This is a genomic window from Microbacterium lacus (assembly GCF_044794305.1).
Taxonomy (GTDB): domain Bacteria; phylum Actinomycetota; class Actinomycetes; order Actinomycetales; family Microbacteriaceae; genus Microbacterium; species Microbacterium lacus_B.
Window position 1 is genome coordinate 1,487,746 of record NZ_CP084996.1, and the last position, 21,953, is coordinate 1,509,698.

The window sequence follows — 21,953 nt, forward strand, 5'->3', positions numbered from 1 at the left end:
GAACTCAGTTTACGCGCGGTCCGGATGCCTCGTCCCGGCCGAGACCAGCTCCTCCAACGGTCGCATCCACCGCTTCACCGTGCCGGGTCGCGAACTGTTCGACGGCGGCCGCCAGGGTCGGGTCCTCGCCTCGAGCAAGCCCGGCGTACTCGACCGTGAGCGTGTTCCCCGACGGCTGCACCTTGACCCACATTCGCCGACGCGGGACGAAGAGTCCGGCGAGCAGGCCGGCGGTCGCCAGCAGCGCGAAGATCAGCACCCAGCCGGCCGCGGCATCCCGATGGATCGAGAGCGACACGTACCGCTTGACCGAACCGGCGAAGTCGCCGCCGGTCATCGGCGCGTCGGGGTCGGCTTCGATCGGAGCGGCAGCCGAGGCTTCGTCGACGAACTCGATCGTCCCGAGACCGTCGGGCAGGTCCACGAACTGGCCGGGCAGAAGTTGGAGCGAATCGACGCCCGTATCTCCCCCGGTGAGTCGCTCCATATCCCCGGTGTCGAGCGTGTACACCGACCGGGGTGTTCCATCGTCGATCCCCAGGTCGCCCGAGAACACATTGAGCGTGACGACCGGGTAGACGAGCGCGGGGTAGACCGAGGTGAGGGCTCCTGAGGCGAGCGGCTGAGCCGTGGGGTAGAAGAAGCCCACGAGCCCCAGCTGTTCGGGCATGCCGTCGGCGATCTTGAGAACCCCCACCGAGGTCATCGACGTATCCTGCGGCAAGAACGGCACGGACTCGTCGAAGACGACCTCGCCCTCCGCATCCCGAATTCGGATCGTGGGCGCGTAGCCGTTGCCCATGAGGTAGACGCGGTCTCCGGCGATCTCCATCGGATGGTTTACCCGCACAGATGCTTCGCTGGACTCTTCGCCGGGGAACTGTGTCGTGACGTTCGCCGAGAAGTCCCCCGCTTGCCCCGCACCCGCTGTGCCCGGCGCCACGTACGTCACATCGAACGAGTCGAGGGTGATCGAGTACGGGGTGAGCCCGTCGGTGTCGACGAAGCGACCGGGGTTGAACGACGTGTAGTCCAGCATCGTGTTGACGAACGTGCGGCCCTCGATGATGACGGTCTGGCCGGTGTAGGCGAACCCGCCGCCGATGCCCACGGCCACGAGGACGCCGATCAAGGCCGTGTGAAAAACGAGGTTCCCGGTCTCGCGCAGGTACCCGCGCTCTGCCGACACCGAGAGCGTGTGGCCTGCGTCGTATCGCTCGACCCGATAGCCCGCTTTGCGCAGTTGTTGCTGGGCAAGGTCGATCGTGGCGGATGCTGCGGCCGCAGCATCCTGATCCGCATCGAGTTCGACCACGCGCTCGCGGTGGTCGCCGAGGCGCCCCAGTCGCGCAGGCGTGCGCGGGGGCCGCGACCGGAGGGCCTTGTAGTGGTGCTTCGTGCGCGGGATGACGCAACCGATGAGCGAGACGAACAGCAGGATGTAGATCGCCGAGAACCATGGCGACGGGTACACGTCGAAGAGGCTCAGCCCGTCGAGAATCGGCGCGAGATCGGGGTTGTCGGTGAAGTACTGCGTGACGCCGTTCGGGTCGGCGCTGCGCTGCGGCACGATCGATCCGGGCACGGCCGCGATGGCGAGCAGGAGCAGCAGGACGAGCGCGGTGCGCATGCTGGTGAGCTGCCGCCAGCCCCAGCGCAACCACCCGACGAGGCCGAGAGCCGGTTGCTGGATCTCGGATGCGTCGGACTCGGCGTGATCCGACGGGCGGAGCGTGCCTTCGGTCGCGGCGGGTGCCGAGTCTGTCGAGGCGCTAGATGATCGTGGGGACACTGGCGAACACCCCCTGCAGCTGAGCCATCCACGTCGTCCAGACACCCGTCACCATGAGGAGGCCGAGGACGACGAGCACAACGCCGCCGATTACGTTCACGACCCGGATATGACGCCTCACGAACGACACCGAGCGCGTAGCCCAGCCGAAGCCGAGAGTGATGAGGACAAAGGGGATGCCGAGTCCGAGCGAGTAGGCGAGGCCCAGAATTGCCCCGCGGCCCGCGGAAGCCGTGTCGAACGACATCCCGAGGATGACGGCGAGCGTCGGGCCGATGCACGGCGCCCAGCCGATACCGAGTGCGAGGCCGAGCAGCGGTGCACCCGCGAGTCCAAGGTTACTGCGCACTTGCGGCCTCGTGGTCCGCTGTGCGAAGCCGAGCAGCCCGATGAAGACGAAGCCCATGACGATGATGACGACTCCGAGAACGCGAGTAATGAGGTCCTGGTACTCGATGAAGAAGCGTCCGAGCGTGCCGCCCAGCATGTTGATCGCGACGAAGACGACGGTGAAGCCCGCGATGAACAGCAGCACGCCAACCAGGAGTCGGCCGCGCGTGGGCTGCGTGTCGACCTCAGTCGCAGCCTCCACCGTCGACGACGTCGAACTGTCGCGCGAACTTCGAGACGCCCGCGCCGCATCGGCCGACGCGCGCGCGATAGCGGGAACCTCGCGTGGCTCGCGTGGGGCGACGGCGCCGCCGATGAAGCCGAGGTAGCCGGGCACGAGCGGCAGCACGCAGGGCGAGAGGAACGACACGAGACCCGCGAGCACGGCGATCGGGATCGCCACGAGCAGGGAGCCGTCCGCGACGATCTCGGTGAGGTTCACGATTCCTCCGCGACATCACGCACGATTGTCGAGAGGATCGACGACTCGGAAATGAGTCCGATGAGCCGAGCGGCGACGCGCCCTTCCCGGTCGAGCACGAGGGTCACCGGCACGGCGCTGAGCGGCGTCTGTCCTGCGAAGGCGAGCTTGATGGAGCCGTCTTCAGTGGCGAGAGCGCTGGGGTATGTGACGCCGTGCGTCTCAGCGAATGCACGCGAGGTCTCGGCACCGTCATAGAGGTTGATGCCGAGAAACTGCACGCCGTCGCCGGCGTACTCCGCGTTCACTTCCTCGAGCACGGGCGCCTCGACCCGGCACGGAGCGCACGCCGCGTACCAGAAGTTGACGACGACGACATCATCCGCGTAGTCGGCGCTGGATGTCGTTCCTCCGACGTCCAGGACGCCTTCGAATTCGACGGGTTCAGTGCGCTCGGACTCCGGGATTTCGACGAACGTGAACCCGTCGGCGGCCACGAACCCTTTGTTGTCGCCAGCAAGATACTGCTCGGCGAGCGGGTCGTTCGAACACGCGGCGAGCGCGCCGACCAGCGTGAGGGCGAGCACGGCGGCGGCGGCTCGACGGAGCGAATGGTTCATACCGCCCCCACATCCACGGCGCCGGCCGTCGAGGCCGGTTCTACGTAGTCGACCTCGCGCCAGACATCACCGACGAGCTCGAAGCTCGTCACGCTCGACAGCGCACAGCGCCTGCGGCGCGGGTCATGGCGGGTGGGAAGGCCCGCAACGGCGAGGTGGGTGATCCAAATCGGCAGCTGGTGGCTGACGATCACGACGTCTCCGCCGTCGGCAGAGGTCCAGGCATCCCTCATCGCCGACTCCATGCGCTCAACGACCTGCGCGTACGGCTCACCCCACGACGGAATCTCGGGCCCACGCAGATGCCACCAGTTGAGCGGGTTCATGAGGGCGCGCTTCATGCGTTGGCCCTCGAACACGTTCGTGGGCTCGATCACGCGGTCGTCGATCACCGGTTCGATGCCGAAGAGCTCGGTGAAGGGTTCGGACGACTCGCGCGTGCGCTGCAACGGCGACGCGATCAGAGCCGTCACGGGGCGCTCGAGGCCGTGGACATACTCGGCCGCCTGCCGCGCCATGCGCCTGCCGTCGGCACTCAGTCCGAACGAGGGAAGCCTGCCGTAGAGGACACGGCCGGGGTTGTGAACCTCTCCGTGGCGCACGAGATGGAGGCGGTCGGCGGGCACCGTTCTAGTCTACGGCGGGCGCGTCTGTGGACGGGCTGAGCGTCGGCTTCAGCTCAGTCGCGGGAGGCCTCGGCGCGCTCGTCGAGTTCGCTCTCGAGCGCTTCGAGTTCAGCATCCAGCGTGTCGGTCTCGTTGTCTTTGCGACCGCGTGCCGACGCCACGAGCGCACGGGTGCGGGCGAAGACGAACCAGGCGACTCCGATCACGACTGCGCCGATCACGAAGTACTGCAGCACGTCGACGTACTGCTCGACCACGTGCCAGGACTCACCCAGGAGGAAGCCCGCCATGACGAAGATCGAGTTCCAGACGAGGCTTCCGGCGGCGGTCAGCAGACCGAACTTCCACAGCGGCATGCGCGTGATGCCGGCTGGGATCGAGATCAGGCTGCGGAAGATCGGGATCATCCGTCCGAAGAACACGGCCTTGCCGCCGTGGCGCAGGAACCACCCGACCGTGCGGTCGATGTCTTCGGGGTGCAGCAGCGGAACCTTCGACGCGATCGCGCGGAGGCGACGCAGTCCGAGCCAGGCGCCGAGCCCGTACAGCAGGAAGGCACCGACGATGGATCCCACCGTGGTCCAGGCGAGAGCCTCGAAGAGGCTGAACGACCCGTTGCTCGCGGCGAGCCCCGCCATCGGCAGGACGACTTCGCTGGGCAGCGGCGGGAAGAGGTTCTCGAGCGCAATGGCGATGCCCGCGCCGGCGGGACCGACCGTGTCCATGAGTGACACGGACCATTCCAGTAGTGCGCTGAGCCAAGAACCGTCTGTCGCGGTATCGGTCATCGTTGATTCGCTCCCATGTGTCGGGGGTGATGCTCGGTGATCGGATGCCGCGGCCACTGTGGCACGACACCTTCAGGCTAGGGGCCCAAAGTTACGAGAACCTGTGCATTGCCTGGCCGGATGACGATGCCGGTCAGCTCGAGGGGACCCCGGCGGCCGTCACCATGAACGCGAGGAGAAGCGCGAGGCCGATGCCGAACGCGCCGAGAAGAGCAACCCAGAAGGCGACCTTGCGCCGAACCAGGCGCACGATGCAGACGATCGAGGTGACGATGAAAACGATCCAGGGCAGGATCATTCCGATCAACCAGCCGAGCACGATCAGGTCGTTGCTGCAGTCGCGCACCCCGCACGGGTCAGACGCCATGATCAGGAACATTCCCATGACGGATGCCGCGAACGCCAGGGCCGCATCGACCACGAGGAGGACGACCGTGACGCCGACGTCCCATCCCTTGACCGGGGGCTTCGCCAGCGGCTGACTGCTCACGCGGGAATCGTATCGGGACGAGCGCTGCACTTTCCAGCGAGCGCTACGGCGATCGCTGCCGCGCTCGCAGGAATCTGTAGCGCTCGGCGAATGTCGGGCACGGCAGAAGCTCGGTTCGGGGGAAGGGTCGAAATTGGTTCAAGACACTCTTTCCGAGACTGCATTTTCAGCCTCTGATCTGGGTTGGAATGTCGGAACTCCTCAGCAGAATAGGTGTATGGAAGCCCTCGTCGAGCACCTCGAAAACCTGCGCTCGCAGGTGGCCGAGTCGCTCGGCGCGGTGCTCCAGCAGCACGCGCTGCATCATGCCAAGGACGACGATCTGACCGCGGCGATCGCGCTTGTCGGCGACATCGCTCGCCTCGCCGAAGGGCTGTTGATCGAGGGAGTGGGTGAGCTTGCAGAGCGCTCGGGCGGGCGCGATGTCGACACGCGGCTCACGACACGGCAGGGATGCCACAACCTGAACGAACTCGTGCGACGGCTCATGCTGTGTTCGAGTCAGACCGCCGGGCGCCTCGAACGCGCACAGCGTGCGGTCGCCCCGATGTGGGACGCGCTCACCGACGAAGAGCGTCCTGCCCCGCTTCCGGCGTTGCGAGCGGCGCTCCTCAGCGGCGAGGTCGGCATCGACGGCGTGCTCGCGGTCGGTCCGACCCTGCTCGAGATGCGCGACCGAGTGTCCGTCGAGAAGGTGTTGCTGGCCGACGAGGTTTTGGCCGCCCATGCCCGTGGCGAGGGGCCTGATTCGGCGCCACCCGTCGACGCCGACGTGCTGCGCGTGCACGCACAGGTGTGGGCGATCGCGCTCGATCAGGATGGCTCTGAACCGCACGATCGCGACATCACTCCGCGCCGGGGAGTCTCGCTCGGTCGTTCCCGTCACGGCCTCATCCCGATCACCGGCGGATTGCTCCCCGAGGTTGCCGCGCAACTTCAGATGATCATCGACGCGACGGTCGGCTCCCCCGCGTCGAGTGTGCGCTTCGTCGACTCCGATCAGCCGACCGCCGACGACAGTGAAGACCACCCGCGTGACGACCGGACGCGCGCGCAGAAAGCGCACGACGCGCTCGCGCTCGCCCTGTCGGTTGCGGCGCGCAGCGGCGACCTGCCCACCATCGGCGGCGCGGCACCCACGCTCGTCGTCTCGGTACGCGCCGAAGACCTCACCGCAGACACCGGATGGGCTACCGTCGAAGGCACCGACGAACCCGTGTCGATGACCGTTGCCCGTCACGTCGGGTGCAGCGGTGTGGTGCAGCGCGTCGCACTCAACCACGAGGGCCGCATCCTCCGCCTCGGCACCGAAGAGCGCCTTTTCAACCGACACCAGCGCCGGGCCATCGCCGTCCGTGACGGCGGGTGCCTCATTCCGGGCTGCGGCGTTCCCGCGGGCTGGTGCGAAGTCCATCACGTCACCGAGCACTCCCAGGGCGGCCCGACCCACAGCGACAACGGTGTCCTCCTGTGTTGGTGGCATCACCGCTTCATCGATACCGGGCCGTGGAGAATCCGCATGAATCGCGGCGTCCCCGAAGTCCAGGCTCCGCGATGGTTCGACCACACCCTCCGTTGGCGCCCGGTCACAAGATCCCGCGTGCGCATGCTCGACCTGGTCGGCCGCCGGACGTGATTCGCGCGCGTATCCGCACCAGCATGGGCGCAGCATCCGCCCGCGTAGACTGAACCCTCGTGACTGAACGCACCCTTGTCTCCCAACTCCACGCCCGCGAAGACGGACTCGTCTCGGTATCCGGATGGGTCGAAACCGTCCGTGACCAGAAGAAGGTGCAGTTCGTCATCCTCCGCGATGAGACCGGCGCCGTGCAATTGGTGAACCCCGCGACGCGTCCGGCAGAGGACGGAAGTGAACAGGATGTTGCGGCCCTCGCGATGACCGAGACCATTTCTGGCCTCGCCACGGGCACGTTCCTCACGGCCCACGGCGCGCTCAAACACGACGAGCGGGTCAAGCTCGGCGGTGTCGAGATCAAGCTCCACTCGCTCGAGATCGCTGCAGCGGCCAACCCCGAGACGCCGATCGCTGCTGACAGCAGCCCCGAGAAGCGCATGGACTGGCGCTTCCTCGACCTACGTCAGCGCCGCAACAACCTCATCTTCCGCGTGCAGACGACCTTCGAACATGCCCTCCGCACGTACTGGATCGAGCGCGACTACATCGAGGTGCACTCGCCGAAGCTCATGGCGAGCCCCTCCGAGTCGAACGCCGAGCTCTTCGCGCTGGAGTACTTCGGCGACCAGACCGCCTACCTCGCACAGTCGCCGCAGTTCTTCAAGCAGATGGCTCAGGTCTCAGGATTCGGCAAGATCTTCGAGATCGCCCCCGCGTTCCGCGCCGACCCGTCGTTCACGTCGCGCCACGCGACCGAGTTCACGAGCATCGACGCCGAGATCAGCTGGATCGACTCACACGAAGACGTCGCCCGCATGCAGGAAGAGCTCCTGCAGTTCGCGTTCCAGGCCGTCGCTGACAAGCACGGCGCCGAGGTGCAAGAGCTGTTCGGCGTCGAGGTGCAGGTTCCAGCCATCCCGTTCCCGCGCATTCCGCTGGCCGAGGCGCTCGAAATCGTGAAGTCCCGGGGCTACGAGGTTCCCCGCACCGACGGCGACCTCGACCCCGAGGGCGAGCGTCAGATCGCAGCGTACGTGCGCGAGACGTACGGCCACCAGTTCGTGTTCATCACCGACTACCACCCCGGAATCCGTGCGTTCTATCACATGCGCGACGAAGAGACCGGGCTGACCAAGTCGTACGACCTGCTCTTCAACGGCGTCGAGATCACGACCGGCGCCCAGCGCGAGCATCGCGTAGACGTGCTGATCGAACAGGCGAAGGAGAAGGGCCTCGACCCCGAGCACCTGAACTTCTACCTCGACTTCTTCCGCTTCGGCGCTCCCCCGCACGGCGGCTTCGGCATGGGTCTCGCGCGTGTGCTCATGCTCATGCTGGGCGAATCGTCGATCCGCGAGGTCACTTATCTGTTCAGGGGGCCCACGCGCCTCGCCCCCTGACCCTGGGCCTGCCTTCGGCTCGCGCCGTAGGCTGGAGCGCGTGATGATCAACGGACTGCAGAACTTTCGCGACACCGGGGGAACGCCTCTCACGCAGGGTGGAGTATCCCGATCCGGAGTGCTCTTTCGCTCAGAAGCGCTGAGCAACCTCACGCGTCAGGGCATCAAAGACCTCGCGGCGACCGACATCGGCGTGATCGCCGACTTCCGCACGCCGCAAGAGCGCGACATGGCACCCGACCTGCTCCCGCAGTCGCGCGAGTTCCGCATCGTCGAACTCCCGCTTCTCGAGGGGGCAATGACCGGAATGGCGCAGGGCGTGATGAAGGCGGCGGATCCGGATGCTGCGGCCGCCGCCATCCAGCAAGCCCTCGCGACCCTGCCCTCACTGAGTGACCTGTACGTCCACATGCTCGAGGGCGGTGCCGGGTCCTTTGCCGAGCTCGCGCGGTTGGTCGCGGCATCCACCGACAAGCCACCGACCGCGGTGCTCGTGCACTGCACCGCAGGTAAAGATCGCACGGGCGTTGCGGTAGCCCTGCTGCTCGAAGCCGTCGGCGCGGACCGCGAGGCCGTGATCGCCGACTACGCCTCTTCGGCCGACAACCTCGCGGGACCGTGGGCGGACCGCATGCGGGGAATGGTCACCGCGATGGGTGTTCCCCTCACCCCCGAGATCGACACACTGCTAACCGCGACCCCACCAGAGGCGCTAAGCGGTGCACTCGAATGGGTCGACTCCGCCCACGGCGGTGCGTCCGGCTACCTGCAGTCGGGCGGGCTGACGGATGACGAACTCGCCGCGCTGCGCGTGCGCCTCGCCGGCTGAGCCGAGAGATCTGATTCCCTCTCGCGCTCCCCTCCACCGAACCGCTAGCGTGACCGGTGACGGCCTCTGGTCGTCCCGCGCAGGCAACGACGCCTCGTCGGAGTGGCCGAAGGGGGTCCTGGTGGCAGGAAAGTTCGAACTCTGGGTAGACAAGGGCGGCGACTATCGCTTCAACCTTTTGGCGGGCAACGGTCAGGTGATCGCGTCCAGTCAGGGGTACTCATCGAAGTCCGGGGCCTTGAACGGCATCGAGTCGATCAAGACGAACGCGCCCGGCGCCGAAATCATCGAAGTCGAGAAGTAGTCTTCACCGACAGAGGCCTCGCCGAAGGGCGAGGCCTTTCTCATGCCTGCCGATCAGCGGCCAGAATGGCCTCGCGCAAGCGGTGGGGCGAGATACGCCAATGCCCGAGCACGTCGTCGTCCACAAGCACCACGGGGATCTTCTCCCACCACAGCTCGAACAGCGCAGGATCGTCCTGGATCGACAGCTCGGTGAGCTCTACGGCGTCGGCCACAGCATCCGGCAAATCAGCGACTACGGCCTCGATCACCTCGCGCGCAACGTCGCACAGATGGCAACCGTCCTTGCCGATCAGGGTGATCGTGGCCATCTCAGACCTCGACGGGGTAGCCCGCGGCGATCCATTCGTCGGTGCCGCCGTCGACATTGGTGACGTCGTACCCGCGTGACTCGAGCGCCTGAACGACACGGGCTGAGCGTCCGCCGACTTTGCAGATCACGTCGAGCGGACCCTCGGGGAGCTCGTCGAGGTGCTCGCCGATGGTCGACATCGGCAAGTTGATTGCACCGGGCACGCGGCCGGCAGCGAACTCATCGACCTCGCGCACGTCGATGAGCGGGCGGTCGGTGCCGCGGTGAAGTTCGTGAACATCGATCGTGCGCACGGGTGCCTCCTGGGTGATCGCGGTGTGCGGCTAACACGAAGCGCCCGTCCACAGGACAGGCGCTTGGTGTCGGTAGAACTCTTACTACTCTTGCCGCGCTACTTCTTGTTGCGGCGCTGGTGGCGAGTCTTACGAAGCAACTTGCGGTGCTTCTTCTTCGCCATGCGCTTGCGGCGCTTCTTGATGACAGAACCCACGGAAAACCTCACTACGTAGTGGTCTGGACGCAGACAAACCTGCGCCCGGGAACGGGCAGTACGAAAAAATGCCTCGGATCAGTCTAGCCGACGTCGGCGATAGGCCGATGCAGGGCCTCGGTGACCGCCGATTCGGGTACGCGATAGCTGCGGCCGAAGCGCACGGCGGGCAGTTCGCCCGAGTGAACGAGCCGGTAGACAGTCATTTTTGACACCCGCATGAGGTCTGCGACCTCGGCAACCGTCAGGAAGCGCACATCAGGCAGCTCAGCCATGATCTCCCCTTCCCCGAGTCGTGCTGAAGACACTCTATGGGGTGCGTGCGACGCGTGTAAACCCGTGTGACTGCTGGGATCGAGACGGATCATGCGGACGGATGCCTCGCCAGCCGTTCGCGCGCGTCGCGAACGGCCGCGCGCTCGACCTTTGTGGCGTCGCGCAGGGCCTTGTCGGCATCGCGCACAGCCTTCTGGGCGTCGCGCACCTTTTTGTCTCCAGCGACGTCTGCATCTTCGAGCGTGATCCACGACGGTCGATCTGGGCGCTCTCCACCGGCGGTGAGGGCGTCAAGGTACGCGGCCACTCCATCGAGAATCCGCTCGATCCCGAACTGAAAGGGGTCAGCGTCCGAGACGAACGCGCCCGCATCGACCGCTGCGCGCAGCGCGGGGTACCCGTCCGCGCTGATCAACGCGTCAAAGAGCGCGCCCTCGCGCTCCGTGATCTGCTCGGGCGACATGCCCGTCGTGCGAGCCTGCGACGCATAGCCGGCGAGCACAGTGCCGTACCAGCGAGCCTGGCCGGTGACGAGGAGCGTCACGGCGATGCGTTCCTCCTGAGTGAGCGGCGTGTCGGCCAGGGCGACGAGGCTCGATTCGATCCATGCAGAACTGTTCGGAGTGATCGGGGATCCCGTGATCGGGATGTCGAGCATCCAGGGATGCCGCAGATACGAACCGACCATCGCGGTGAAGCCGTCGCGAAGCCGTTCTCGCCATCCCGTCGTTTGCCCCTCGGGTGCGGGCGGCAGGCCCGTGGCTTCTTCCTGCATGAGCAGGAGGAGGTCGTCTTTCGCGCTGACGTAGCGATACAACGACATCGGGGTGTACCCCAGGCGGGCGGCGACGGCTGCCATCGAGACGGCACCGAGACCCTCGGCATCAGCCAACTCGACGGCTGCGTCGACGATCTTCTCGACGCTCATCTCGCGTTTGGGTCCGCGTTGCGGGTCTGCCGCTACGCCCCATGCCAGGGCGATGCCGCGCGGCAGTTCGAGGTCTGCATCGTCGGTCATCGGCCTACCTCTCGTCTGTCCCCATCCTAGGACTGTTTACACCGTAAACAGTATGTTATGGTCATAAACAGTTTTTTACGTACACAGTAAGGAATGACCATGAACCATGTCATCGAGGCGGTGGGTCTCGGCAAGTCCTTCGGCCGGCAGCAGGTGCTGTCGGGCCTGGACTTCTCGGTTTCACCAGGAGAAGTCTTCGCCCTGCTCGGCCCCAACGGTGCCGGCAAGACCACCACGATCAACATCCTCACCACACTCACCCGACCCGACACAGGCCACGCCACGGTTGCCGGGTTCGACGTCGTCACCGACTCCGACCAGGTGAAGCGCCGAATCAGTCTCACTGGCCAGTCGGCTGCGGTGGACGACATGCTCACCGGTGCCGAGAACCTCACGATGCTCGCACGGCTGTCCGGGTTGAGCCCGGTTCTCGCGCGGCGCCGCTCCGCTGAACTGCTCGAGCGGTTCGACCTCACCACCGCCGCCCGCAAACGGGCGGGCACATACTCCGGCGGAATGCGGCGCCGCCTCGATCTTGCGCTCAGTTTCGTCGTCACCCCTGCGGTGCTTTTTCTCGATGAGCCCACCACAGGGCTCGACACCCGCAGCCGGCGTGAAGTGTGGGGCGTCATTCGAGGGCTGGCAGATGCCGGCACCACCGTGCTGCTCACGACGCAGTACCTCGAAGAAGCCGACCTCCTGGCCGATCAGATCGCGGTGCTCGATGGCGGGCGCGTCGTATCGGCTGGAACCCCCGAAGAGCTCAAGTCGAGCCTCGGCAGCGAGACCGTCGAGCTGCGCGGTGCTGGCGGCGAATTGGTGAGAGAACTTCCGACCGACGGGACGGTAGCCGGGCTCCGGCGAGCGCTCGACGCGCTGGACGCGACGGGAGCCGACGGAACGGTGACTCTCCGCCGGCCAAGCTTGGATGACGTCTTTCTCTCGCTCACCGGGTCGACATCCCGCACCGACCTCACAAACCCGCAGGAGCAGCAATGACCACTCTTTCCGCCCTCACCGCCGCCCCCGGCATCCGCCCTCGCATCACCGGTCTGACCGCCGAGTCGGTATTCGTCCAGCGCAGCCTCCTTCACTCGCTGCGCGACGGAGAGTCGCTGCTCATGGCGATCATGCTCCCGGTCTTGCTGATGCTGCTGTTCACTTTCGTCTTCGGCGGCGCCATCGATCCGACCGGCGGCTACGTCGACTATGTCGTGCCGGGAATCATCCTCCTGTGCGCGGGCTTCGGCGCGGCATCCACTGCGGTGTATGTCGCGCGCGATCTGCAAACCGGAATCATCGATCGCTTCCGCACGATGCCGTTGCGCAGCGGAGCCGTGCTGACCGGCCACGTGATCGCGAGTCTGCTGCGCAACCTGCTCGCCACCGGCGTGGTGATTGCCGTCGCGGTACTCGTGGGCTTTCGCCCGACGGCGCCGTTCTGGGGGTGGGTGGCTGCGGGAGGACTGATCGCGCTGTACATCCTGACGATCACCTACCTCTTCGCCGCGATCGGCCTGGCTGCAGGAAGCCCCGAGGCAGCGAGCGGCTACGGCTTCATCATCCTGTTCTTGCCCTACCTCTCGAGCGCCTTCGTGCCGGTCGAGACGATGCCCGTCTGGCTACAGGGGATCGCTGAGCACCAGCCCATCACCCCGATCATCGAGACGATCCGCGGTCTGCTTTTCGAGCTGCCCCTCGGCGCGCAACCGTGGTGGGCGGTCAGCTGGTGCCTCGGCATCCTCGCCGTGTCGGTGCTCTGGGGTGCGTGGCTGTTCCAACGAAAAGCAGGACGCCGCTGAGCCTCAGCGCCCGGGAAGCTTCTTGAGCGCGCTCTCGAGGGCGTGCTTGGCGGATGCCGCGGCCCGGCCTACCACGTCGGCTGCGTGCGCCGCCGAATCGGTCAGCGCTGACGCACCACCGGAGGCTGCGAGCTCAGCATCCATCCGCTCATCGATGAAGGGAATCAGCCAATCGTCGACCTCGTCGAGCGGTTCTGAAGAGAGGCTGTAGTACCGGTGCTGACCCTCTTCGCGCACCGAGACCAGGTGCGCATCCCGCAGAACCTTGAGGTGCTTCGACACCGTCGGTTGTGAAATGCCCAGCTGATGCACGATGTGCGACACGCTCGTTCCGCGTTCCGCCGTGGCGGCACGGTCCAGAAGCAGCCGCAGGATGTCGCGGCGAGTGCCGTCCGCAATCACGTCGAAGATGTCCGCCATGGGATCAGATTAGTCGTGCCTCCGCCGGAGTACCATGACTGAGGTCCGTAAGCGAAGGGGGCGACGCATGGCGACTGGCCCAGCTGGGTCGTTCGCGCGGAGCGTTCCGCGGACGCTGAAGTCGATCTTCGACCGTGTGCGCAATGCCACGACCTCCTCCCCCGCCCGCTTTGCGGTGCTCGTGTTCGTCTCGCTGATCCTTTTGTTCACCGCGCTGCTGTCGCTTCCCGCGGCGACAAACGCGGGAAGGCGGCTGCCGCTGGCCGATGCTCTCTTCACTGCCGTCTCGACGATCTGCGTGACAGGGCTCACCACGGTCGATATCGCCTCGACGTTCTCCCCACTGGGCAAGACGATCATCTTCATCGGCGTCAACATCGGCGGAATGGGAGTACTGACCCTTGCGTCGATCCTCGGGCTCGTGATCTCAAAGCGCCTGGGACTGCGTGCGAAGCTCATCGCGGCGAGTGACAGCAACCCGCTGCGCTCGCACGGCGGACCGGTCAATGAGGGCCAGACGGTTCGACTCGGCGAAGTCGGCCAGCTTCTGCGGACTGTTGCCCTGTCGACGCTCCTGATCGAACTGCTGGTGGCGATCGCCCTCTTTCCGGCGATGCTGGTGGCCGGAGTCGCACCGCTCGACGCGTTGTGGCAGTCGCCCTTCTACGCGGCGATGGCCTTCACCAACACCGGGTTCACGCCGAACCCCGGAGGGCTGGAGCCGTTCGCCGATGACTACATCCTGCTGACGATCCTCATGATCGCGGTGTTCTTGGGAAGCATCGGTTTCCCAGTGATCTACACCCTCTGGAAGCACGTGTGGCACGTCCGCCGGTGGTCATTGCACGCCAAGCTGACACTCATCACCACGACGGCCCTGTTCGTCGCCGGCGCGGCCGCATTCCTCGCTCTCGAATTCAACAACCCCAAGACCTTCGGCTCGATGAACGCCTGGGACACCACTTTCCAAGCGTTCTTCCTCTCGGCGATGACGCGTTCGGGCGGGTTCTCGGTCGTCGACGTCGGTGAGCTCTACGGCTCGTCGCTCGTGGTGGGCAGCATGCTGATGTTCGTCGGCGGCGGGTCTGCCTCCACGGCAGGCGGCATCAAGGTGACGACCCTCGCCGTCCTCGCGCTCGCCGTCTTCTCTGAGGCAAAGGGTCGTCCGGCGGTTCAGGCATTCGGGCGCCGGATTCCGAGTGACGTGCAGCGTGTCGCCCTCTCGGTCGTGGCGTGGGGGGCGACGATCGTGGCCCTCTCGACGATCATCATTGCCCAGATCAGCCAAGAACCGATCGCCGATGTGCTCTTCGACGTCATCTCGGCGTTCGGCACGGTCGGTCTGTCGACCGGACTCACCGCGGAGCTGGATGATCCCGCGGTCTATGTGATGGCGTTGACGATCTTCATGGGTCGCATTGGTACAGTGACACTCGCCGCGGCGGTGGCGGCGACAACCAGTTCGCAGCTCTACTCGCTGCCCGTAGAAAGGCCCATCGTTGGCTGAGCGAATCAGAAGCGACGCCCCCGTTCTCGTGATCGGACTGGGCCGGTTCGGCGCGGCGTGCTCGGGCGAACTCGACCGGCTGGAGCGCGAGGTTCTCGCCATCGACGAGAGCCTCGAACTCGTCCAGAAGTGGTCGGAGCGCGTCACACACACCGTGCAGGCCGATGCCCGCAACATCGACGCGCTCAAGCAGATCGGCGCGCAGGACTTTCAGGTCGCCGTGGTCGCGGTCGGATCATCGATCGAGGCATCCGTCCTCATCACGGCGAACCTCGTCGACCTCAAGGTTCCGCAGATCTGGGCGAAGGCGGTCTCGCAGTCGCACGGCAAGATCCTTTCGCGCGTCGGCGCAAATCACGTGATCTACCCCGAACGTGAGGCCGGTGAACGTGTCGCGCACCTCGTCAGCGGGCGGATGCTGGACTTCATCCGCTTCGACGACGACTTCGCGATCGCGAAGATGTACCCGCCGAAGTTCATCCGCGGTGTGGGGCTCAATGAGTCCGGCGTCCGCACGAAGTACAACGTCACCGTCGTCGGGGTGAAAAGCCCCGGCAAGCCGTTCCGCTACGCCGAGGCCAACACGGTCGTCACCAACCACGACCTCATCATCGTGTCGGGCACGAACAGCGACATCGAGCGGTTTGCGGCTCTAGAGAGGTAACGAGCTTCAGCGCAACTGCGCGAAGGCCTCCACTTGCTTCGTGGGCCCGACGATCAGAATCGTGTCGCCTTCGTTGACGACGGTCTGGTTGTCGGCGTTTCGCCACTGCTCCTGCAGTGTCTTGAAGGCCGTCACCGTGATGCCGTATGTCTTGCGGATCGACGTCTGTCCCAGGGGTGTGCCGCGGATCAGCTCGGGCGGAGCGATCTTCGCCAGCGCGTACCCCTTCTCGACCTCGAGGTAATCCATCGCCGCGCCACGCACCAGGTGCGCGACACGCCTGCCCATTTCCTTCTCGGGGAAGATCACGTGGTGCACGCCGAGCTGTTCGAGGATGCGCCCGTGCTGTTCGTTGACTGCCTTGGCCCAGATGACCGGCACTTTCAGCTGGAGCAGTACCGAGGCGGTCAGGATCGAGGCTTGCACGTCGTCGCCGATGGCCACAACGACGCGATCGAACTGGTCGACGGCCAACTGGCGAAGCGCTTCCTCTTTGGTGGAATCAGCCCGCACCACTTGGGTGAGCACGCTGTTGAACGACTGCACGGTCTCTTCGTCGACATCGATGCCGAGTACCTCGGTGCCTGAGGCCATGAGCTCTTCGGCGAGCGAAGCGCCGAATCTGCCGAGACCGATGACGACGACCGAGTCTGCTTCAGCGATGCGCCGGGAGTTGTCGGCGAAGAACGCGAACTTAGCCAATGGCAGGCCTCTCTTTCGGGTATTCGTACAGGATGCGCCGTTGGCGCAGCGCCAGCGCCGAGCCGAGGGTGAGGGGGCCGATGCGGCCGAGGAACATGAGGATCACCAGCACGACTTCCGCAGCGGGTGGCAGTTCGTAGGTGATGCCGGTCGACAGCCCCACGGTGCCGAACGCCGACACCGCTTCGAAGAGCGTCCGGTCGAGGTTGTGACCTGTGATGAACATCAAGGCGATCGTCGCGGTCATGATCGCGGCGAGCGCCATCAGCACGACGGCGATCGCCTGACGGTGCACGGCACGCGACAGGCGCTTGCCGAAGATGTTGACCGCGCCCTCGCCGCGCAACTCGGTGATCAGAATGAACAGGAGCACGGCGAAGGTCGTGACCTTGATGCCACCGGCAGTACCCGCGGGGCCGCCACCGATGAACATGAGTACGTCCATCCCAACCCACGTCTCGTCGTACATGAGACCGATATCCACCGAGTTGAACCCGGCTGTGCGAGTTTGCACCGAGTGGAAGAACCCGATCAGGATCCGCGATGCAGGGTCGTACGCACCAAGAGTTTGAGGGTTCGACCACTCGATCACGGTGATGTACACCGCGCCGCCGAGTAGCAAGACGACGGAGCCGGCGAGCACCAGGCGCGTATTCATACTCCACCGCAGCGGACGACCCCACTCCCGGCGCAGCTGCATCAGCACCGGGAACCCCAGCCCCCCGAGGATGATCGCGGCGCAGAGCGGCAGGCAGATGAACGGGTCGGCAGCGAAGCCGATCAGGTTGTCGCTGTAGAGCGCGAACCCGGCGTTGTTGAACGACGACACGGAGTGGAACAGAGCGTGCCAGGCCGCCTTACCGAGGTCGTACTCGTAGCCGAGGATGAACCGCACAAAGAGCAGCACGAACGTGACGCCCTCGATGAGGAGCGAGAGAGTCAGGATGCCTCGGATCGCCGTGCGCACATCGTCGGCGCCGACGGCGTCGGTCTCGGCTGCCGCATTGAGCCGTGAGCGGACGCTGAGCCGCCGAACGAGGACGAGACCGATCAGCGTGGCGAAGACCATGATCCCGAGTCCGCCGATCTGGATCAGCAGAAGGATCACGGCGAGGCCGAACCCGCTCCAATGCGTCGCGGTGTCAACCGAAGTCAAGCCCGTGACGCACACGGCCGACGTCGCCGTGAAGAGTGCGTCGTAGAAGTCGGTTGCCTCGCCTTGGACCGACGAGATCGGCAACGCCAAAAGGGTTGTACCGAGGAAGACCGCACCGCTGAAACCAACGACAACGGCCTGGGCGGGGTGCAAGCGGAGCACGCGACGAACCCGCGTGCTCGCGGCGTCGCGTGTAGGCACGAGAGAGCACATTACGCCTGTTTCGCCGGAGCGCAAGCCCCCCGTGCGAAGTGGCTATGCGCCGGTCGCCAGTTCCCGAGCGCGGGCGAGCGCAGCATCCGTCGCCGTAGCGAAAAGTACGTCGAGGTGCGCGTCTTGCAGCACCGCGATCGCACGCTCGGTCGTGCCCTTGGGGCTGGTCACGCGCCTGCGCAGTTCGGCGGGATTCTCACCGGATGCCTCGAGCAGCGCTGCAGCACCGATGAAGGTCTGCTCGGCCATGAGCCGCGCCTCGGCCTGGTCGAAGCCTTTGCCTATCGCGGCTTTGGTGAGCTCTTCGACGAGCAGGAAGACGTACGCAGGCCCGGAACCCGAAATGGTCGAGAGTGCGTCGATCTGGCTCTCGGGAACCTCGACGACGGCGCCGCAGGTTTCGAAGAGTCGACGCACCACGGCCGTGTCTTCGTCTGTCGCCGTCGCGCCCGCGGCGAGGCCGGTCACAGCCTTGCCCACGACAGCGGGCGTGTTCGGCATCGACCGCAGGACGGGGATGCCGGGGCCGAGAATCTGCTCGAACGTCGCGATCGTCACTCCGGCCGCGAGGCTCACGACGACCGTGCCGGGTCGCAGCGCGCCCGCGATCTCGCGGAGCAGGTCGGGCACCATCACCGGTTTCACCCCGACGAGCACGATGTCGGCTGCGGCTGCGGCATCCGTGTTTCCGCTCTCCTGGTTTTCGAGCGCGATGCTCGTCACACCGTCGAGTGCCGCCAGGTCAGCGGCTTTCGTCGCCGTGCGGTTGGTGACCGTGACTCCTCCCCCGGCAAGGCCCGATCTCACAAGCCCGTGAAGGATGGCGCCACCCATTGACCCTGCGCCGAGAATCGCAATGGGCGGAAGGGTGGGAGGGAGCGAAGTGGCCTCAGGCATGGGGCCATCCTACGAACGCCGACGAACAAGCGCGTGCGAGAAGTCTTGACTTATATAAGTAGTGACGCAATTATGGATGAATGCACGCTCTTGACATTCTCGGAGATCCGGTCCGGCGGAGGCTCCTCGAGTTGCTCGCCGACGGCGAGACAAGCGCGGGCGAGTTGGGCGAGATCGTTCAGCGCGAGTTCGGCATCTCGCAGCCTGCGGTCTCGCAACACCTCCGCGTTCTGCGGGAATCAGGGTTCGCGACCGTCCGACCCGAGGGCGCACGACGAATCTATGCCCTTCACACGGAGTCACTCGAGATGGCCGACGCCTGGTTCGATCAGTTCCGGCGATACTGGCAACCTCACCTCGACGCACTGGGCACCGAGCTCGCACGGGGCCGACGCGCCCGCAGACTCATCCCAGACACCACAGACGCAACGGATGCCTCGACCGAGGCATCCGACGACGAGATGCCGGACAAGGAGAACTGACATGGTGGATGTGAACGCCCAGGTGGCGGCGGTGTCGCGCGGAGTGCGCGCGACCGATCTCGAGGGCGATCGTGCGTTCGTCCAGACACTGTCACAGCAATACCCGATCCCGATCAACGATGTGTGGGATGCGGTGACCAGCATTGAGAGAATCCCGCGCTGGTTCACCCCGATCACCGGTGATCTGCGCCTCGGCGGCCGCTACCAGCTCGAAGGCAACGCTGGCGGTGAGGTGCTCGAGTGTTCCCCACCGGCCGACGGACAGGCGCACTATCGCGTGACGTGGGAGTACGGCGGCGGAGTGACGTGGCTCGTCGTGCGCGTGACGGCCGAGGGCGCCGAGAGCACGCGCGTCGAACTCGAGCACACCTCCCGTGAATCCGACATCCCCGCCGGCTTCTGGGAGCAATTCGGACCGGGCGCGACCGGCGTCGGTTGGGACGGCGGGATGCTCGGGCTCGCTCTTCACCTCGCGAGCAACCCAGAGGTCAATCCCGAACACGTCGAAGCCTGGGCTTTCACACCCGAGGGCCAGGAGTTCTACAGGAGCGCGGCGGATGCCTGGCGTTCCGCACACCTCGCCTTCGGAGCGGATGCGGATGCTGCGACTCGCGCCGCCGACGCGACCTTCGGGTTCTACACGGGCCAGATGCCACTCTGAGCCGAGCCTGGAACCTAACCTGAACGGCAATTCATGCGGCCGGAGGCCGCAGACTATAGTCGAATCAGGCGGGGCCAAACAGGCCCCGATGCATCACGCGGAGGCTTTGCATGACCTTGTTCGACGGCATCACATCGCGCATCATCGAGACGCCAGACCTCAACGTCAACATCCTCGAGCGAGCCGGCGATGACCCCGCCACGGCTCCTGAGCACACGGTCGTCCTGATCCACGGAAACGTCTCGTCCAGCCTGTTCTGGCAAGAGATCATGCAGGACCTTCCGCGCGAACTGAGAGTCATCGCCATCGACCTGAGGGGCTTCGGCGGCACCGAGCACGCCCCCGTCGATGCCACTCGCGGCGTCCGCGACTTCAGCGACGATGTTCACGCAACGCTCGACGCGCTCGGAATCGTCTCCGCGCACATGGTGGGCTGGTCGATGGGAGGCGGCGTCGTCATGCAGTACGCGCTCGACCACCCCACTCTGAGCCTTACTCTGCAGTCGCCGGTCTCGCCCTATGGATTCGGTGGAACTCGCCGTGACGGCACACGCGTCACCGACGACGATGCAGGGACCGGTGCCGGTGGCGCGAACCCCGACTTCGTCGAGCGACTCACGACGGGCGACACCACCGACGAGGCTCCCACTTCACCCCGCAGCGTTTTCCGCTCGGGGTATGTCGCGGCGGACTACACAACAGACCACGAAGACATCTGGGTCGCCTCGATGCTGACAACCTCGACGGCGTCGGGCAACTACCCCGGCGACGGCGTGCCGAGTGAGAACTGGCCGGGCTTCGCTGCCGGGCCGAACGGTGTGCTCAACACCATGACTCCTCGCTACTTCAACACGTCCGCGATCGTCGACCTCGCCGATAAACCCCCGATCCTCTGGATTCACGGCACCGCAGACGCGATCGTGTCGGATGCCTCGTTCTATGACCTCAACTACCTCGGTCAGCTCGGCATCATCCCGGGATGGCCGGGCGAAGAGATCGCTCCGGCTCAACTCATGGTCACGCAAACTCGCGATGTCCTGGGTTCGTACACCGCGGCCGGCGGTGACGTCACCGAGGTCGCACTCGAGGGTGTCGGCCACTCGGCGCACCTGGAGCGTCCGGCGCAATTCCGGCAAGCGCTCCTCGAGCGCATCGGGTACGTCGGCGCGCCGGCTGACCCCGCGCCTCCGACCGAGGCGATCATTCTCCGCTCCGCCGACTGACGCCAGGCGCGAGACCCACGGGCGATGACTGCGTCCGATACGACGGAAGGCCGCGCCGCCGAATCAACCACTCAGCGACAAGCAGGTTCGGCAGCCAGCACAGGAACGGTACGGCGGCGTACGCGTTGGCGAACGCCGCGTCGAACTCCCACGGCAGCCCCAGCACGAGCGGCCCGAGCAAGAGCAGGGGCAGCCAGATGCGCAGGGTGACGCCTGCGAAGGTCAGTGCGTAGTTGCGGATCATCCACGCGTTGTGGCTGGGCACATCTCCGCGCCGGATGCTGCGGTACGCCCGCCACCCGGTGATCAGCCAGAGCACGGCCAGTGTCGAGAAGCCGAAGAAGCCCACGAACCCCGCCGGGCTCGACGGAGCAATCATGAGGCCGCCGACTGAGGCCACCGCGACCGAGATCAGGTATGTCCGACCGAGCAGTCGGTGAACGCGGGGAACACGAGCACGAAGCCCGCGCCAAGACTGCAGCGGCCCCACGACGAGCGCAACAGCACCCCCGACGATGTGCACGTAGAGCGCACCCTGTACGAACGGCGGCGCGCTGGCATAGGTCGACGCAAGGCCGACGTCGTCGGCTGCGAGGTCGCCCAGCGATGCGGTGAAGTACGGAGCAGCCGAGAATGCCACGATCGCGAGCGCCGACAAGAGAACGAACGTCCACCCGATTCGTCTGCCGACACGGGAGCGTGGCGAACTGACTGCGCTCGGCGGCGCGACGACGAGAGCGTGGGTGTGGGTCATAGCTGTCACGGTATGGCCGCGCCTGCCTTTGCGGGCAGGGGGCTGTCCCCCGGGTCGCACCCGGGTCAGCCCCCGAAAAC

27 protein-coding genes are annotated in these 21,953 nt (G+C 65.8%); 11 read left to right on the forward strand and 16 right to left on the reverse strand.

Annotated features, from left to right (window positions below):
- Window positions 1-4: 4 nt before the first annotated feature.
- The 6 genes from LG299_RS07240 to LG299_RS07265 form a co-directional block, all read right to left on the reverse strand.
- On the reverse strand, window positions 5-1,792 hold the full coding sequence (locus LG299_RS07240; RefSeq protein ID WP_404434393.1) for a cytochrome c biogenesis protein ResB: 1,788 nt from the start codon (window positions 1,790-1,792) through the stop codon (window positions 5-7).
- Window positions 1,773-2,624, reverse strand: a complete 852-nt coding sequence (locus LG299_RS07245; protein WP_404434394.1) for a cytochrome c biogenesis CcdA family protein — start codon at window positions 2,622-2,624, stop codon at window positions 1,773-1,775. The genes LG299_RS07240 and LG299_RS07245 overlap by 20 nt, the downstream gene beginning before the upstream one ends.
- On the reverse strand, window positions 2,621-3,223 hold the full coding sequence (locus LG299_RS07250; protein WP_404434395.1) for a TlpA family protein disulfide reductase: 603 nt from the start codon (window positions 3,221-3,223) through the stop codon (window positions 2,621-2,623). The genes LG299_RS07245 and LG299_RS07250 overlap by 4 nt, the downstream gene beginning before the upstream one ends.
- Window positions 3,220-3,849 (reverse strand): histidine phosphatase family protein, encoded by a 630-nt coding sequence (locus LG299_RS07255; protein ID WP_404434396.1) that lies wholly within the window; start codon window positions 3,847-3,849, stop codon window positions 3,220-3,222. Before LG299_RS07255 ends, LG299_RS07250 begins: the two co-directional genes overlap by 4 nt.
- Before the next feature lie 53 nt (window positions 3,850-3,902).
- Window positions 3,903-4,637 carry a DedA family protein gene (locus LG299_RS07260; RefSeq protein ID WP_404434397.1) on the reverse strand — a complete coding sequence of 245 codons (735 nt, stop codon included), beginning with the start codon at window positions 4,635-4,637 and terminating at the stop codon, window positions 3,903-3,905.
- Window positions 4,638-4,770: 133 nt separating this feature from the next.
- Complete coding sequence (locus tag LG299_RS07265; RefSeq protein WP_404434398.1) at window positions 4,771-5,157, reverse strand: hypothetical protein; 387 nt, start codon at window positions 5,155-5,157, stop codon at window positions 4,771-4,773.
- A 187-nt stretch (window positions 5,158-5,344) separates the two neighbouring features.
- Here LG299_RS07265 and LG299_RS07270 point away from each other — a divergent pair, with 187 nt between their 5' ends.
- The 4 genes from LG299_RS07270 (at window position 5,345) to LG299_RS07285 (ending at window position 9,296) form a co-directional block, all read left to right on the forward strand.
- On the forward strand, window positions 5,345-6,763 hold the full coding sequence (locus LG299_RS07270; protein ID WP_404434400.1) for a DUF222 domain-containing protein: 1,419 nt from the start codon (window positions 5,345-5,347) through the stop codon (window positions 6,761-6,763).
- A gap of 59 nt (window positions 6,764-6,822) precedes the next feature.
- Window positions 6,823-8,163, forward strand: a complete 1,341-nt coding sequence (gene aspS / locus LG299_RS07275) for an aspartate--tRNA(Asn) ligase (RefSeq protein WP_404434401.1) — start codon at window positions 6,823-6,825, stop codon at window positions 8,161-8,163.
- A 43-nt stretch (window positions 8,164-8,206) separates the two neighbouring features.
- The gene (locus tag LG299_RS07280) at window positions 8,207-8,992 is read left to right on the forward strand and encodes a tyrosine-protein phosphatase (protein ID WP_404434837.1); all 786 of its coding nucleotides are present in this window, start codon (window positions 8,207-8,209) and stop codon (window positions 8,990-8,992) included.
- A gap of 121 nt (window positions 8,993-9,113) precedes the next feature.
- Window positions 9,114-9,296, forward strand: a complete 183-nt coding sequence (locus LG299_RS07285) for a YegP family protein (RefSeq protein ID WP_404434402.1) — start codon at window positions 9,114-9,116, stop codon at window positions 9,294-9,296.
- A 40-nt stretch (window positions 9,297-9,336) separates the two neighbouring features.
- On the opposite strand, the gene LG299_RS07290 is transcribed toward LG299_RS07285, so the two are convergent.
- The 5 genes from LG299_RS07290 to LG299_RS07310 all read right to left on the reverse strand — a co-directional run bounded on the left by LG299_RS07290 (window position 9,337) and on the right by LG299_RS07310 (window position 11,392).
- The gene (locus LG299_RS07290) at window positions 9,337-9,606 is read right to left on the reverse strand and encodes a glutaredoxin family protein (protein ID WP_404434403.1); all 270 of its coding nucleotides are present in this window, start codon (window positions 9,604-9,606) and stop codon (window positions 9,337-9,339) included.
- A gap of 1 nt (window position 9,607) precedes the next feature.
- Complete coding sequence (locus tag LG299_RS07295; RefSeq protein WP_404434404.1) at window positions 9,608-9,901, reverse strand: rhodanese-like domain-containing protein; 294 nt, start codon at window positions 9,899-9,901, stop codon at window positions 9,608-9,610.
- A gap of 98 nt (window positions 9,902-9,999) precedes the next feature.
- Window positions 10,000-10,098 (reverse strand): 30S ribosomal protein bS22, encoded by a 99-nt coding sequence (locus tag LG299_RS07300; RefSeq protein WP_003792170.1) that lies wholly within the window; start codon window positions 10,096-10,098, stop codon window positions 10,000-10,002.
- Between the two features lie 83 nt (window positions 10,099-10,181).
- Window positions 10,182-10,373, reverse strand: a complete 192-nt coding sequence (locus LG299_RS07305) for a helix-turn-helix domain-containing protein (RefSeq protein ID WP_404434405.1) — start codon at window positions 10,371-10,373, stop codon at window positions 10,182-10,184.
- An 89-nt stretch (window positions 10,374-10,462) separates the two neighbouring features.
- On the reverse strand, window positions 10,463-11,392 hold the full coding sequence (locus LG299_RS07310) for a TetR/AcrR family transcriptional regulator (RefSeq protein WP_404434406.1): 930 nt from the start codon (window positions 11,390-11,392) through the stop codon (window positions 10,463-10,465).
- 99 nt (window positions 11,393-11,491) lie between these two features.
- Here LG299_RS07310 and LG299_RS07315 point away from each other — a divergent pair, with 99 nt between their 5' ends.
- Together LG299_RS07315 and LG299_RS07320 are read left to right on the forward strand one after the other, a co-directional pair.
- Complete coding sequence (locus LG299_RS07315; RefSeq protein WP_404434838.1) at window positions 11,492-12,391, forward strand: ATP-binding cassette domain-containing protein; 900 nt, start codon at window positions 11,492-11,494, stop codon at window positions 12,389-12,391.
- Window positions 12,388-13,194, forward strand: coding sequence for an ABC transporter permease (locus tag LG299_RS07320; protein ID WP_404434407.1), 807 nt, complete (start codon window positions 12,388-12,390; stop codon window positions 13,192-13,194). The genes LG299_RS07315 and LG299_RS07320 overlap by 4 nt, the downstream gene beginning before the upstream one ends.
- 3 nt (window positions 13,195-13,197) lie before the next feature.
- On the opposite strand, the gene LG299_RS07325 is transcribed toward LG299_RS07320, so the two are convergent.
- Window positions 13,198-13,614, reverse strand: a complete 417-nt coding sequence (locus tag LG299_RS07325) for an ArsR/SmtB family transcription factor (RefSeq protein ID WP_404434408.1) — start codon at window positions 13,612-13,614, stop codon at window positions 13,198-13,200.
- 67 nt (window positions 13,615-13,681) lie between these two features.
- Here LG299_RS07325 and LG299_RS07330 point away from each other — a divergent pair, with 67 nt between their 5' ends.
- Both LG299_RS07330 and LG299_RS07335 read left to right on the forward strand, forming a co-directional pair.
- Window positions 13,682-15,121 (forward strand): TrkH family potassium uptake protein, encoded by a 1,440-nt coding sequence (locus tag LG299_RS07330; protein ID WP_404434410.1) that lies wholly within the window; start codon window positions 13,682-13,684, stop codon window positions 15,119-15,121.
- Window positions 15,114-15,785 carry a potassium channel family protein gene (locus tag LG299_RS07335; RefSeq protein ID WP_404434412.1) on the forward strand — a complete coding sequence of 224 codons (672 nt, stop codon included), beginning with the start codon at window positions 15,114-15,116 and terminating at the stop codon, window positions 15,783-15,785. Before LG299_RS07330 ends, LG299_RS07335 begins: the two co-directional genes overlap by 8 nt.
- Window positions 15,786-15,791: 6 nt before the next feature.
- On the opposite strand, the gene LG299_RS07340 is transcribed toward LG299_RS07335, so the two are convergent.
- Genes LG299_RS07340 through proC form a run of 3 tightly spaced genes read right to left on the reverse strand, consistent with a single transcriptional unit; the run spans window position 15,792 to window position 18,753 of the window.
- Window positions 15,792-16,487 (reverse strand): potassium channel family protein, encoded by a 696-nt coding sequence (locus LG299_RS07340; protein WP_404434414.1) that lies wholly within the window; start codon window positions 16,485-16,487, stop codon window positions 15,792-15,794.
- Window positions 16,480-17,856, reverse strand: coding sequence for a TrkH family potassium uptake protein (locus tag LG299_RS07345; RefSeq protein ID WP_404434416.1), 1,377 nt, complete (start codon window positions 17,854-17,856; stop codon window positions 16,480-16,482). The genes LG299_RS07340 and LG299_RS07345 overlap by 8 nt, the downstream gene beginning before the upstream one ends.
- 42 nt (window positions 17,857-17,898) lie before the next feature.
- The gene (gene proC / locus LG299_RS07350) at window positions 17,899-18,753 is read right to left on the reverse strand and encodes a pyrroline-5-carboxylate reductase (RefSeq protein ID WP_404434418.1); all 855 of its coding nucleotides are present in this window, start codon (window positions 18,751-18,753) and stop codon (window positions 17,899-17,901) included.
- 80 nt (window positions 18,754-18,833) lie between these two features.
- Between proC and LG299_RS07355 the strand changes: the two genes are divergently transcribed.
- The 3 genes from LG299_RS07355 to LG299_RS07365 all read left to right on the forward strand — a co-directional run bounded on the left by LG299_RS07355 (window position 18,834) and on the right by LG299_RS07365 (window position 21,119).
- Window positions 18,834-19,235, forward strand: a complete 402-nt coding sequence (locus LG299_RS07355) for an ArsR/SmtB family transcription factor (protein WP_404434419.1) — start codon at window positions 18,834-18,836, stop codon at window positions 19,233-19,235.
- Window position 19,236: 1 nt separating this feature from the next.
- Window positions 19,237-19,896, forward strand: coding sequence for an SRPBCC domain-containing protein (locus LG299_RS07360; protein ID WP_404434421.1), 660 nt, complete (start codon window positions 19,237-19,239; stop codon window positions 19,894-19,896).
- Between the two features lie 110 nt (window positions 19,897-20,006).
- Window positions 20,007-21,119, forward strand: coding sequence for an alpha/beta fold hydrolase (locus LG299_RS07365; RefSeq protein WP_404434423.1), 1,113 nt, complete (start codon window positions 20,007-20,009; stop codon window positions 21,117-21,119).
- Here LG299_RS07365 and LG299_RS07370 read toward each other — a convergent pair.
- The gene (locus LG299_RS07370) at window positions 21,097-21,873 is read right to left on the reverse strand and encodes a DUF2306 domain-containing protein (protein ID WP_404434424.1); all 777 of its coding nucleotides are present in this window, start codon (window positions 21,871-21,873) and stop codon (window positions 21,097-21,099) included. The two genes, LG299_RS07365 and LG299_RS07370, sit on opposite strands and share 23 nt — an antisense overlap.
- Window positions 21,874-21,953 lie beyond the last annotated feature (80 nt).

Excerpts from the sequence above, each read along its gene's own strand:
- LG299_RS07370 (WP_404434424.1), bottom strand. The coding sequence starts at position 21,873 with ATGACCCACACCCACGCTCTCGTCGTCGCGCCGCCGAGCGCAGTCAGT.
- LG299_RS07345 (WP_404434416.1), bottom strand. The coding sequence starts at position 17,856 with ATGTGCTCTCTCGTGCCTACACGCGACGCCGCGAGCACGCGGGTTCGT.
- LG299_RS07315 (WP_404434838.1), top strand. The coding sequence starts at position 11,492 with ATGAACCATGTCATCGAGGCGGTGGGTCTCGGCAAGTCCTTCGGCCGG.
- LG299_RS07290 (WP_404434403.1), bottom strand. The coding sequence starts at position 9,606 with ATGGCCACGATCACCCTGATCGGCAAGGACGGTTGCCATCTGTGCGAC.
- LG299_RS07260 (WP_404434397.1), bottom strand. The coding sequence starts at position 4,637 with ATGACCGATACCGCGACAGACGGTTCTTGGCTCAGCGCACTACTGGAA.
- LG299_RS07330 (WP_404434410.1), top strand. The coding sequence starts at position 13,682 with ATGGCGACTGGCCCAGCTGGGTCGTTCGCGCGGAGCGTTCCGCGGACG.
- LG299_RS07250 (WP_404434395.1), bottom strand. The coding sequence starts at position 3,223 with ATGAACCATTCGCTCCGTCGAGCCGCCGCCGCCGTGCTCGCCCTCACG.
- LG299_RS07280 (WP_404434837.1), top strand. The coding sequence starts at position 8,207 with ATGATCAACGGACTGCAGAACTTTCGCGACACCGGGGGAACGCCTCTC.
- LG299_RS07355 (WP_404434419.1), top strand. The coding sequence starts at position 18,834 with ATGCACGCTCTTGACATTCTCGGAGATCCGGTCCGGCGGAGGCTCCTC.
- LG299_RS07305 (WP_404434405.1), bottom strand. The coding sequence starts at position 10,373 with ATGGCTGAGCTGCCTGATGTGCGCTTCCTGACGGTTGCCGAGGTCGCA.
- LG299_RS07325 (WP_404434408.1), bottom strand. The coding sequence starts at position 13,614 with ATGGCGGACATCTTCGACGTGATTGCGGACGGCACTCGCCGCGACATC.
- LG299_RS07320 (WP_404434407.1), top strand. The coding sequence starts at position 12,388 with ATGACCACTCTTTCCGCCCTCACCGCCGCCCCCGGCATCCGCCCTCGC.
- LG299_RS07360 (WP_404434421.1), top strand. The coding sequence starts at position 19,237 with ATGGTGGATGTGAACGCCCAGGTGGCGGCGGTGTCGCGCGGAGTGCGC.
- LG299_RS07310 (WP_404434406.1), bottom strand. The coding sequence starts at position 11,392 with ATGACCGACGATGCAGACCTCGAACTGCCGCGCGGCATCGCCCTGGCA.
- LG299_RS07365 (WP_404434423.1), top strand. The coding sequence starts at position 20,007 with ATGACCTTGTTCGACGGCATCACATCGCGCATCATCGAGACGCCAGAC.
- proC (WP_404434418.1), bottom strand. The coding sequence starts at position 18,753 with ATGCCTGAGGCCACTTCGCTCCCTCCCACCCTTCCGCCCATTGCGATT.
- LG299_RS07270 (WP_404434400.1), top strand. The coding sequence starts at position 5,345 with ATGGAAGCCCTCGTCGAGCACCTCGAAAACCTGCGCTCGCAGGTGGCC.